Genomic DNA, 12501 nt, shown 5'->3' on the forward strand with positions numbered 1-12501 from the left:
GCCGCGGTCTACGACTACGACGTGCTGTTGTCGCCGAGTGGTGTGGACAGTGACCGTTCGTTCCAGCGTCTGCTGGGGGAGCGGCGGGTGGACGGTGCGATCCTGATGGAGATCAGGCTGGCGGACGACCGGATCGATCATCTGGCCGCGCTGGGCTTTCCGTTCGTGGCGATCGGCCGTACGGCCCGTCCGGAGGGCATCTGGTGGGTCGGTCTGGACCACACCGCGCTGGCGGCGGCGTGCGTGCACCATCTGGCGGACCTCGGCCACAGCCGGGTCGCTCTGGTGAACCGGCCCGAGCAGTTGCTGCGGGCGGGGTACGAGTCCGCCCACCGGGGGCTGGAGGGTTTCACCAAGGCCGCGGCCGAGCGTGGGCTGACCGTGCGGACGTACTGCTGCGGGGACGACGCCGCCTCCGGCCAGGCATGCCTGGAACAGATCCTTGCGGACGATCCGGCCACCACGGCCCTGGTCACGCTGAACGAGGCCGCGCTGGGGGGCCTGTACCGGGGGCTGGCCCGGGCGGGCCGTCATGTGCCGCGCGACTTCTCCGTCACCGGAGTGGTGGCCGGACGGTGGGCGGAGACGGTCACCCCGCAGCTCACCGCGGCCGACGTACCGGCCGAGGAGATGGGCCGCCGCGCCGTCGACCTGCTGGTGGAACGGCTCGGCCGGCCGGGTGCCGCGCCCCGGCACCATCTCCTGGCACCACCGATCTCCCTGCGGGCGAGTACCGGGCCCGCGCCGGCCGCCCTCACCGCGGGCGACGGGCCCGCCACCACCCTCTGACCCCGTCCCCCACTCACCGCACCACACCACCGACACCCGAATTGCTCGGCGGCGCCGTTTCCCGCGCCCGCCTTTCCTGCCCACCCCGTGCCCTCGGCACGCCCATGCCCGAAACAAGGAACCCTCAATGAACCGCTTCTCCAGACACCGCCGTCTGACCGCCGCAGCCCTGACCGTCCTGACCGTGACCGCCGGTGCCACCGCCTGCTCCTCCGGGTCGGGCAGCACCGACACCAAGGGCGCCGGCAGCGGCACGTACACCATCTGGGACCCCTACCCCCAGTTCGACAAGACCTCGGCCTGGGCGAAGCTGCTGGACCAGTGCGGCAGCAAGGCCGGCGTGAAGATCAAGCGGACTGCCTTCGACACCAGCGACCTGGCGAACAAGGCGCTGCTGGCGGCCCAGCAGGACAACTCCGCCGACGTCCTCATCGTCGACAACCCGGTGGTGTCGACCCTGGCCGAGGCGGGCGTGCTCACCACGACCGACGACAACAAGCTGGACACCTCCAAGGTCGACCCGAACCTGCTCGCGGCCGGCCAGGCGGGCGGAAAGACCTACGGCACGCCGATCGGCGCCAACACCCTCGCCCTCTACTACAACAAGAAGGTCCTGAAGGCGGCCGGGGTGGACGTCTCCGCGGTCAAGGACTGGACGTCGCTGACGGCGGCCCTGGCGAAGGTCAAGAAGGCCGGCAAGAAGGGCATCACCTTCTCGGCGATCGGCACGGAGGAAGGCAGCTTCCAGTTCCTGCCCTGGTTCTGGGGCGCGGGCGCGAAGCTCACCCAGCTCGACTCGCCCGAGGGCACCTCGGCGCTGAAGCTGTGGACCGACTGGCTGAAGAAGGGGTACGCCCCCAACTCGGTGCTCAACAACACCCAGACCACCAGCTGGCAGGAGTTCGCCAGCGGCGACTACGCCTTCGCCGAGAACGGCACCTGGCAGCTCGCGAACGCCAAGAAGGCCGGCTTCGACTACGGCGTGCTGCCCATCCCCGGTGTGTCGGGCGGGAACGCCGCGGCCCCGACGGGCGGCGAGTTCGTCACCATCCCGGTCCAGGGCGACACGGGCCGCTACGCCACCTCCCAGAAGCTGGTGTCCTGCCTGACCAGCAGCGCGAACCTGTACGACACCGACACCACCCTGTCGTACGTGGCCCCGACCGGCGAGGTCCAGGACAAGCAGGTGGCGGCGAACGCCGAGCTGAAGCCCTGGGTCGACGCGGTCAAGGCCGCCAAGGGGCGCACCAGCGACGACCTGGGCACCAAGTACCCCAAGATCTCCGAGCAGATGTGGAAGGCCGTCCAGTCCGCCCTCAGCGGTGCCGCCTCGCCCAAGGACGCGCTGGCCAAGGCGCAGTCCGCCGTCAAGTAGCCGATGCTTCCCGGGCCGCAGATGAACCTCACCGAACAGCGGCCGGACCACAGGTCCGCGCCCGCCCGGAACGGGGCGGCCATCGCCGCCCCGCCCCCGGCCGCCGCACGAGCACGGCGCCGTCCGCGCTCCCCGCAGTGGGCCGCCTGGGCCTTCCTGGCCCCGGTGACCCTCTACCTCGTCCTGTTCTACGCCTATCCGCTGTACCGCAACCTCGATCTGAGCCTGCGCCACTACACCGTCCGCTCCTTCGTGCAGGGCGACGCTCCCTTCACCGGCCTCGCCAACTACCGGACGGTCTTCGACGACCCGACCTTCGGCCCGGCCCTGACCCACACCGTGGTGTTCACCGCCGTGTGCCTGGTCTTCCAGTACGCCATCGGCCTGGCCCTCGCGGTCTTCTTCAACCAGCACTTCAGGCTCTCCGCGACCCTGCGGGCGCTGTTCCTGGTGCCGTGGCTGCTGCCGCTGATCGTGTCGGCCTCCACCTGGTCGTGGATGCTCAACAGCGACTCCGGCATCGTCAACGCCGCCCTGCACACCGTCGGCATCGGCCCGGTGAACTGGCTGACCTCCCCCGAGTGGTCGCTGACCTCCGTGATCATCGCGAACATCTGGATCGGCGTCCCGTTCAACCTCGTCGTGCTCCACAGCGGCCTGCAGTCCATCCCGGCGAGCCTGTACGAAGCGGCCGCCCTGGACGGCGCGAGCGCCTGGCGGCGCTTTTGGAGCATCACCTTCCCGCTGCTGCGCCCGGTGTCGGCGATCACCCTGCTGCTGGGCCTGGTCTACACGCTCAAGGTCTTCGACATCATCTGGATCATGACCAAGGGCGGCCCGGCGGACTCGTCCACCACCTTCGCCACCTGGTCCTACCGGCTCGGCTTCGGCAACCTGCTGCCCGCCTTCGGCCCCGGCGCGGCCGTCGGCAACCTGCTGGTGATCGCCGCCCTGGTCTTCGGCCTGGTGTACCTGAGGGTCCAGAGAAAGCAGGCACTGGCATGAACGACCTGCTGCACCGGTTGCGCGGTACGGGCTGGAAGACGGCCCTCGGGCTGGCATGCACCGCGGTCATGCTCTTCCCGGTCTACTGGATGCTGAACGTGTCCTTCACCCGCGACCAGGACATGCGCAAGTCCCCGCCCGAGGTGTTCCCCCTGCACGGCACGCTGGCCGGCTACCGCGCCGTGCTCGACCAGCAGTTGCCCTACCTGGGCACCAGTCTCGTCGTCGGCCTCGGCACCGTCGCGCTGACCGTGGCGCTGGCGGCGCCCGCCGGATACGCGCTGGCGAAACTCAGGCCCCGCGGCGGGGGAGTCCTCAGCTTCCTCTTCCTGGTGGCCCAGATGATCCCCGGCATCATCATGGCGATGGGCTTCTACGCCATCTACCTCCAGCTCGGCCTGCTCCAGTCCGTCCCCGGCCTGATCGTCGCCGACTCCACCCTGGCCGTCCCCTTCGCGGTACTGATCTTCACCGCGTTCATGTCCGGCATCCCCGGCGAACTGCTCCAGGCCGCGCAGATGGACGGCGCCGGGCCGCTGCGCACCTTCCGGTCCGTGGTGCTGCCGATGAGCCGCAACTCGGTCGTCACCGTGTCGCTGTTCGCGTTCCTGTGGTCGTGGTCCGACTTCGTCTTCGCCGGCACCCTGGCCAACGGCGGCGCCCACGAGCCGATCACGCTCGGCATCTACCACTACATCGGCAACAACAACCAGGAGTGGAACGCCATCATGGCCACCGCCGTCGTGGCCTCGCTGCCCGCCACGGTGATCCTCGTCCTCGCCCAGCGCTATGTGGCCGCCGGCGTGACGGCCGGAGCCGTCAAGGACTGACCACCGCACGACCTCTGCCGGTCACCCCTGCTGAAGAAACGAGTCACACCACATGACCGCCGCCCGATCCGGCCCGGCCTTCTCCCTCCACGACATCCCGTTCAGCACGCACGGCTCCTGGTTCGGTATCTCTCCCGTGCTCGCGGAGAAGACCCGGGCCGAGGACCTCCACCTCGTCTCGCACCAGAACGGCATGCACCCGGTCCTGCGCCTCACGCCCCTCGACACGACGACGGGCGCGCGTACGGGGACCCGCGTCGAGGCGACCGCGGGCCTGCTCAGCTGGACCGGTGAGCGGGGGCGCGTCGCCCTCGCCTACGCCTCACCGGACACCGTCCGCCTGCGCGGCGAAGGTCTCGGCCTGCGCATCGGCGCGGCATCGGACACCCTGACCCCCTTCACGGGCACCTACTTCTACCGCGACCCGGTGGACGGGGCGTACGTGTTCACCTCGTACGAGACCGGCCGCCGTTACCGGGTCACCCTGCTGGCCGGTGCCGTCGCCGAGGTGTCCGGCGGCCAGGCCCTCGGTACCGGCGAACGGGGCGTCACCCTCGCCGCGGACCCGGGCGGAGTCTGGGAGGCGGCGATCGAGGAACTGGACAGCGCACGCCTGCCCTACACCTCCTCGGAGACCTTCGACGCCGTCGTGGCGGCCGCGCGGGACGCCTTCGCCGCGTTCGTCGACGCGGTGGCCCCCTGGCGCTCGTCCGCCACGCCGGCCGCCGAACTCGCCGCGTACGTCGTGTGGTCGGCGACGGTCCGGCCTGCGGGCCTGGTCACCCGGCCCGCGGTGCTGATGTCCAAGCACTGGATGGACAAGGTCTGGAGCTGGGACCACTGCTTCAACGCGCTAGCCCTGGCGCCCGGTGCCCCCGCCCTGGCCCGGGACCAGTTCGCCCTGCCCTTCGACCACCAGGACACCACCGGCGCCCTGCCCGACTCGGTGACCCACTCCGAGGTGCTCTACAACTTCGTCAAACCGCCCATCCACGGCTGGACCCTGTCCCACCTGCGCAGACGGCTTCCCGAGCCGCTCAGCCCGGCCGAACTGACCGAAATCTACGGCAGGTTGGCACGGTGGACGGACTTCTGGCTCACCGCCCGCCGCGCACCCGGCGCCGCCCTGCCCCACTACCAGCACGGCAACGACAGCGGCTGGGACAACGCCACCACCTTCGACCCGGAGCGGGTGGTCGTCACCGCCGACCTGGCCGCCTTCCTCACCCTCCAGCTGCGCGAACTCGCCCGGCTGGCCGCCGAACTGGACCGGCCCGACGAGGCGCGGCGCTGGACCCGTACCGCCGAGGCGACCCAGGCCGCGATGCTCGACGAGCTGTGGACGGGAGACCGGTTCGTGGCCCGCGGCGTCGACACCGCCGCGACCTGGGGCAGTTCCAGCCTGCTGGACCTGATGCCGATGGCGCTGGGCGAGCACCTGCCCGAGGACGTCGGCAAGAACCTGGCCGACCGGATCGAGACCCACCTGACCTCGTACGGACTGGCCACCGAACTGCCCACCTCGCCCCACTACCTGCCCGACGGTTACTGGCGCGGCCCGATCTGGGCCCCCGCGACCATCCTCATCGAGGACGGCCTGCGCCGCGCCGGGCACCACCGCCTCGCGGACGAGATCAGCGCCCGTTTCCGCGCCCTGTGCGAGACCCACGGGTTCGCCGAGAACTTCGACGCCCTGACCGGAACGGGCCTGCGCGACCGCGCCTACACCTGGACCGCCAGCAGCTATCTGCTGCTGGCCGAGGCACACGCACACCGAGCCGGCCGCTGACCGGCCCTCTCCCCACAGCTCCGGGGACGTTCCCACCCCGACCGTCCTCCCCGTTCAGGCAGGAGCCGCAGCATGACATCTCGCTGGACATCTCCCAGACGCGCATCCCGCACCGGACGCCGAGCGGCCGCGTCCGTGGCCGTCCTCCTGGCCGCGCTGGCCACGACGCTGGTGCCCGCCGGCCCGTCGCAGGCCGCGGACACCAGCGTCACCGTCGACTTCTCCAACGCCGGGGGCGCCCCCTCCTACCGCGCCTCGGGCATGATCTACGGGCTGACCCCCGACGGGTCGCTGCCGCCGGACCACTTCTTCAAGGACATCAAGTGGCACTTCGAGCGGGCCGGCGGCGCCCAGCTCAACGGCGGCGGCTACGCCACCAGCCTCGCCGACTACCGGACCCGCTGGAACGCCACCCTCGCCCAGTACAAGCGCACCAAGGCGCTCGGCGGCACGTTCGTCCTCCTGCCCCACGACCTGTGGGGAGCGGACGGCACCACCAGCCAGGGCTTTCCCGGCGACAACGGCAACTGGACGCTGTTCGACAACTTCGTCAACCAGCTCATCTCCGACGTCAAGGCCAACAACATGACGGTGGAGTGGGACCTGTGGAACGAACCGGACCTCAGCGGCTTCTGGGGCCGGTCCCAGAGCCAGTACCTGCAGATGTGGTCCCGGTTCCACGCCGCCGTGCGGGCCAACCTGCCCGGGCAGCTCATCGTCGGCCCCAGCATGGCGAACCCGCCCGGCTCCTCCAACACCTGGTGGACCACCTTCCTGAACCACGTCAAGGCCAACAACGTCGCCCCCGACATCTACAGCTGGCATGCCATTCCGCACGACCCCGTCACGGCCGTCAGCGGCGCCGACTCGACCCTCGCCGCCGCGGGCCTGACCCGCACCCGCCCGTACCAGATCAACGAGTACGCCGGGAGCGAGCAGCAGAACCCCGGTGGCGGCGCGTGGTTCATCAGCCGCCTGGAGCGGGCTGGCGCCGACGGCCTGCGCTCCAACTGGGGAGGGGGCCCCAACCTTCACGACTACGCGGCCAACCTGCTCACCAAGAACAGCTCCGGCCAGTACCTGCCGCTCGGCGAGTGGTTCCTGTACCGCTACTACGGCTCGCAGACCGGCACCCTCGTCAGCCTCGCCCCCGGCACCAACACCGACGGCCTCGCCACCAAGGACAACACCGCCAGGACCGCCAAGATCCTCATCGGCAGCAACGGCAACACCGGCAACGTCACCGTCAACCTCAACCGGCTCGACACCACCTCGGTCGTGGAGAACGGCCGGGTCCGCGCCGTCGTCCAGCGCATCCCGTACAACAGCGGCGCCGCCGTGACCGGCCCGACGACCATCGCCGACACCACCCTGACCGTCAGCAACAACGCCGCCTCCCTGACCGTCCCGTACACCAACGCCCAGGACGGCTACACCATCACCCTGCTCCCGCCGTCCAACACCACCGTCTCCACGGTCGCGGTGAGCGAGAACAGCGGGCAGTGCCTGGACGACACCGACCTGAGCCAGACCGACGGCACGCAGTACCAGCAGTACTACTGCGAGGGCGGCTACCAGCAGATGTTCGACTTCAAGCCGGTCGCCGGACGCCCCAACACCTACACGGTGGTCAACCAGCTCAGCGGCAAGTGCCTGGACGTCAACGGTGCGTCCACCGCCGACGGTGCCGCCGTCATCCAGTGGACCTGCAGCGGCACCACCAACCAGATGTTCACCCTCAGCCCCGTCAGCGCGCTCGGCAACAGCCAGGACTACCAGCTCGTCGCCGTCCACAGCGGCAAGTGCGTCGACGTCTCCGGCGTCTCCACCCAGCCGCGCGCCGTGGTCCACCAGTGGACCTGCGACTCCGGCGGCACCCTCGGCACCAAGAAGAACCAGATCTGGCGCCTGCAGGGCATGCGCTGACCGTTCCTCGCGCAACGGGTGCTCCCGGCACGGCGGGGAGCACCCACCCGACCCGGCCCGGCTGACGCGCCGGGACCGGCGACCACCCACCCACACGTCCGGCACGGGGGCCGGCACAGCACCAACAGCCCCATCCCTGAAGGGACGTAAGCCCATGCCAGCACTCGGGCAAAGACGCTCGACCGCGAGACGCCTCCTGCGCGGCGTCGCCACGACGCTGCTCCCGCTGACCGTCATCGCCGGCCTCACCACGGTGACGGCAACGCCGGCCTCGGCCGCCACCCCCACCCTCACCGTCGACCTGGGCGCCGGCACCGGGGCCTTCCGGGGCGGCGCGTCGGGAGCGCTGTACGGCCTGTACGGCCCGCAGGTGCCGACGGACAACCTCATCGAGGGGATGGGGCTGAAGACCACCAACACCAAGTACCAGGACGGACAGCAGCACCCCGGGTCGGACGCCCTGGAGATCGCCAAGCCGTTCGTGGACAGCGGCGGCGGGGACATCTTCATCTACATGACGGACGTGTACCGGGCCAACTACGAACGGACCAGCTACGCGGCCTACCAGGACGCCATGAAGACGCAGGTCGAGCAGGCGAAGGCCAGCCCGTACGCGAGTCACATCGTCTTCATCCCCTACAACGAGCCCGACCTGAACTGGTTCAGCGGCATGCGCAGCGACGCGACCGCGCTGGGCAAGTTCAACGCCGAGTGGCTCCAGACCTACACCTTCATCAAAGGCATCTGGCCCCAGGCACGGCTGGCAGGGCCCAACACCTCCTCCTACACCGACTTCTCCCTCAGCGGCTTCCTCAAGTTCTGCAAGGCCAACAACTGCCTGCCGGACGTGGTCACCTGGCACACCCTGGGCAGCCCGGCCGGCGTCCGCAGCACCGTCGACGCCTACCGCGCGGTGGAGACCGCCGCGGGGATCCCCTCCCCGATCCCCGTCAACCTCAACGAGTACGCCCACCGCTACCACCTGACCGACCCGGGCCAGATGGTCCAGTGGATGGCGGCCATCGAGGACGAGAAGGTCGACGGCAACCTGCCGTACTGGAACATCAACGGCAACCTCGGCGACTCCGCCGCCGCCCAGAACACCCCCAACGCCCAGTGGTGGCTGTACAACTGGTACAGCTCCATGAGCGGCAACACCGTCAAGGTCACCAGCACCGGCGCCAACGCCGCGTACACCCTCCAGGGCCTGGCGAGCCTGGACACGGCCAAGAAGCAGGCCCGTGTCATCCTCGCCGGCGGCGGCACCAGCGGTGACTCCAGCACGGTCATCAAGAACATCGACCCCGCGGTCTTCGGCAGCACCGTGCACGTCAGCGTCTTCCAGGACCGCTGGAGCGGCTACATCGGCGCGGCGGCCACCCCGGTCCGGCTCTCCGACGCCGACGTCGCCGTGGGCTCCGACGGCTCGATCACGGTCCCCATCACCCTGGACCGCATGTCGGCGTACGAGGTGATCGTCTCCCCGGGCGGCACCGGCAGCAGCACCGCTTCCGACGCCACCTGGACGGGCACGTACGAGGCCGAGAACGCCACGCTCAGCGGCACCGGCTACAACATCAACACCGAGGGCACGACCGGCAGCATCGCCAAGTTCGCCACCTCCGGCACCAAGGACGTCGGCGGCCTGCGCACCGGCTCCACCACCGTGATCTCCTTCAACGTCTCCGTCCCCACCACCGGCGACTACAACCTGTCGGTGTTCGGCAACAGCTACGCCAAGGACGCCGACGTCAAGGGCCCGACGAACGTGTACGCACGGGTCGACGGCGGCGCCTCGACCAGGTTCGACATCCCGGTGGGCTTCCAGTGGGTGGTGTGGGGGCACGACGACGCCACCGTGCACCTCACCGCGGGCAGCCACACCATCACCCTGGCCACCACCGGCGACAACGGCGCGAAGATCGTCGGCGACGCGATCATCGACAAGATCGACCTGCAGTACAAGGACCCCGCCGTCCAGGGCACCACGCTCTACGAGGCTGAGCAGGCGAACCTCTCCGACAGCGCCACCGCCACCTACACCGCCCAGGGCCAGTCCGGCGCGGGCGCGGTGAACCTCACCTCCGGCAAGTCGGCGACGTTCTGGGTCTACTCCGCACGGGACGGATACGCGGACCTGACGGCCCGCTTCCGCAACACCGGCCAGGCCGACCTCACCGTCAACGGCCGCACCGTCGACGACCAGACGCTGTCCGGCGCGACGACCGGCGCCTGGTCCACCTCCACCAACCGGGTGTACCTCAACGGCGGCATCAACAAGGTCGAGGTGACCGGCACGTCCGGCACCCTCGCCCTGGACGACCTGGCCGTCAGCCCGTTCAGCGCCGGCTCCGCCGTCACCACCGGCAACGTCGTCACCTACCAGGCCGAGGACGGCACCCTCACCGGCACCGCGGCCGTCGACACCGGCTACAGCCAGGCCAACGGCGGCGTGGTCAAGGGCATCGGCGACGGAACCGCCAACTCCCTCACCCTGAACGTCAACGCGCCCGCGTCCGGCACCTACGCCATGACCATGCGCTTCGCCAACAACGAGGAGCTGCCCTCCAACCACTACAACCCCGACCTGTACGCCGAGCACGCCGACGTCAGCGTCAACGGCGGGGACCCCACCCGCGTCAACTTCGCCAGCACCCTGCACTGGAACCAGTTCCAGAACTACACGGTCCCCGTGACCCTCACCAAGGGCGCCAACACCGTCAAGTTCACCGCCTCACAGCTCTACAACTGGGACGGCATGACCATCGGCGTGGTGTACTCCGGCGGCGGCAGCGACATCGGGCAGCCGATGCGGTCCAGCTCCGCGCCCCACCTCGACCAGGTCTCCTTCGCCCCCGCGAGCCTGCACATCGGCGCGGCGTCCGGCTTCTCCTCCACGGCCGTCGCCCAGCACAGCGGGCTCTGCCTCGAAGACCCCGGCCAGTCCACCGCCAACGGCACCCAGTACCGGCAGAACACCTGCACGAGCGGACAGGGCCAGATCTTCGACTTCCACCCCGTCACCGGTACGACCGACACCTACACCCTCGTCAACCACTACAGCGGCAAGTGCCTGGACGTGGCGAGCGCTTCCACGGCCGACGGCGCGGCCGTGCAGCAGTGGACCTGCAACGGCGGCACCAACCAGCGCTACCAGCTCAAGCCCGTGACCGCGCTCGGCAACAGCCACGACTACCAGCTGGTCGCGGTGCACAGCGGCAAGTGCGTCGACGTCAGCACCATCTCCACCGCGCCCGGCGCCCTCGTCCACCAGTGGACCTGCGACTCCGCCAGTGCCCTGACCACCAAGAAGAACCAGATCTGGCGCCTCTCCGGAAAGGACTGACCTGACCCAGCACCAGGAAGAACACCGGGCGGCATCGGCTTGACGGGCCGATGCCGCTCGGTGTCAGGCTCTTCTGAGCAGGCGGTTCACCGCCCGTCCGAACACGTAGCGCGACGCTGCCCGCAGGGCGCTGTCGAAGATCCCGGGCAGGAAGCGGACCCGCACCTCCTCCCGCCAGCACACGCGCGCACGGCCCCCCGGTCCCGGCCGGACCTCGATCTCGGCCCAGCCCAGAACCACCCGGCCCCGCTTCTCCAGACGGCACAGTCCGGGAGCGCCGTCCTGCGGCGGGCGCCACACGGTCACCTCCATCCGGTCGTCGAAGGAGAGCGGGCCGAGGCCGGAGCGGGCCACGAACACCGTCCCCTCGCCCGTCGGTCCGGGCGTGACCACCGTGACCCGGGTCAGCGGGACGACCTCGCCGTGCCGGGGCCAGTCGGTCAGCCGGCGCCAGGCCTCGTCGAGGGGGAGCGGCGGGGTGCGTTCGAGCAGGAAGGTGACCACGGCAGGATCGTAGGGAATCACCCCGCCGAGCAGCGCGATCGCGCACGGCGGCCCGCGTGTCCGCTCCGTGGACGCGGCCCCCGCTGATCCACCGGTCGCCGGACCGCCCGCATCCGGCCGGGGAGAGCGCCCCTACCGGTACACCTCGTCCGGCTCCGCCCTCCCCGGTGCCAGCAGCTGCGGCACCGTCACGAAGACGTACCCCCGCTCCTTGAGCGCGTCGATGATGCCGGGCACGGCCGGCACGGTGCCGTCGTACAGGTCGTGCAGCAGGATGATGCCGTCCCGCGAGGCCTGCTTCAGGACCCGGCGGGTGATGAGGCCGGAGTCGGTGGTCTGGTAGTCCTTCGCGGTCACCGTCCACAGCACCTCCGACAGGCCCAGCTCGCGGCAGATGTCGTGGACGGTGTCGTCGGTGCGGCCCTGCGGCGGCCGCATCAGGGTGGGGCGGCGGCCGGTCAGGCGGGCTATCGCGTCGTTGGGGCGCTCGAGTTCCTCGCGTATCTCGTCGGGTGGGATGCGGGTCAGGATCCGGTGGGTCCAGGTGTGGCTCGCGACCTCATGGCCCTCGTCTGCCATGCGCCTGACAAGCTCGGGGTACTTCTCGATGTGCCGCCTGCCGAGGAGGAAGAAGGTCGCCGGGACCTGTTTCTCCTTCAGGATGTCCAGCAGGCGTGCGGAGTGCTCGCTCGGCCCGGCGTCGAAGGTCAGCGCGATGCACTTGACCTCGCGGCAGTCGGCCGTGCCGAACGCGACGGCCCGGGTGTCCGTCGCGGCCTTGGCCCGGGCGGTGCTCGGGGCGGTGGTGTCCAGGCGGCCGCAGCCGCCGAGGGCGAGCGTCACCGCGGTGAGCGCCGCGAACATTCCGGCGGCACGGAACGCGGTCCCCGTTTTCTTCGTCTTCTTGGTCCGAGAGGGCATGCCGCGACTATACACA

General features: G+C 70.2%; 9 protein-coding genes. 7 read left to right on the forward strand and 2 right to left on the reverse strand.

The features are described 5' to 3' along the window. The 7 genes from AB0K80_RS28755 to AB0K80_RS28785 form a co-directional block, all read left to right on the forward strand. Positions 1–789, forward strand: a 789-nt coding sequence (locus AB0K80_RS28755) for a substrate-binding domain-containing protein (RefSeq protein ID WP_365674604.1), incomplete at its 5' end; no start/stop codon positions are given. A 127-nt stretch (positions 790–916) separates the two neighbouring features. After that, positions 917–2164, forward strand: coding sequence for an extracellular solute-binding protein (locus tag AB0K80_RS28760; protein WP_365674606.1), 1248 nt, complete (start codon positions 917–919; stop codon positions 2162–2164). A 21-nt stretch (positions 2165–2185) separates the two neighbouring features. Continuing rightward, positions 2186–3169 (forward strand): sugar ABC transporter permease, encoded by a 984-nt coding sequence (locus AB0K80_RS28765; protein WP_365674608.1) that lies wholly within the window; start codon positions 2186–2188, stop codon positions 3167–3169. Further along, complete coding sequence (locus AB0K80_RS28770) at positions 3166–3999, forward strand: carbohydrate ABC transporter permease (RefSeq protein ID WP_365674610.1); 834 nt, start codon at positions 3166–3168, stop codon at positions 3997–3999. The genes AB0K80_RS28765 and AB0K80_RS28770 overlap by 4 nt, the downstream gene beginning before the upstream one ends. 52 nt (positions 4000–4051) lie before the next feature. Then, positions 4052–5788 carry a trehalase family glycosidase gene (locus tag AB0K80_RS28775; RefSeq protein ID WP_365674612.1) on the forward strand — a complete coding sequence of 579 codons (1737 nt, stop codon included), beginning with the start codon at positions 4052–4054 and terminating at the stop codon, positions 5786–5788. A gap of 72 nt (positions 5789–5860) precedes the next feature. Beyond that, on the forward strand, positions 5861–7714 hold the full coding sequence (locus AB0K80_RS28780) for an RICIN domain-containing protein (RefSeq protein WP_365674614.1): 1854 nt from the start codon (positions 5861–5863) through the stop codon (positions 7712–7714). 154 nt (positions 7715–7868) lie between these two features. Further along, positions 7869–11060, forward strand: a complete 3192-nt coding sequence (locus AB0K80_RS28785) for an RICIN domain-containing protein (protein ID WP_365674616.1) — start codon at positions 7869–7871, stop codon at positions 11058–11060. A 63-nt stretch (positions 11061–11123) separates the two neighbouring features. Here the strand turns inward: AB0K80_RS28785 and AB0K80_RS28790 are convergent, their stop codons facing one another. Continuing rightward, a complete protein-coding gene (locus tag AB0K80_RS28790) occupies positions 11124–11564 on the reverse strand; it encodes an SRPBCC family protein (protein ID WP_365674618.1) in 441 nt (146 codons plus the stop codon). A gap of 132 nt (positions 11565–11696) precedes the next feature. Continuing rightward, positions 11697–12485 (reverse strand): polysaccharide deacetylase family protein, encoded by a 789-nt coding sequence (locus AB0K80_RS28795; protein WP_365674620.1) that lies wholly within the window; start codon positions 12483–12485, stop codon positions 11697–11699. Positions 12486–12501 lie beyond the last annotated feature (16 nt).

Origin of the sequence: Streptomyces sp. NPDC052682, assembly GCF_040678435.1 — a bacterium.
GTDB lineage: Bacteria > Actinomycetota > Actinomycetes > Streptomycetales > Streptomycetaceae > Streptomyces.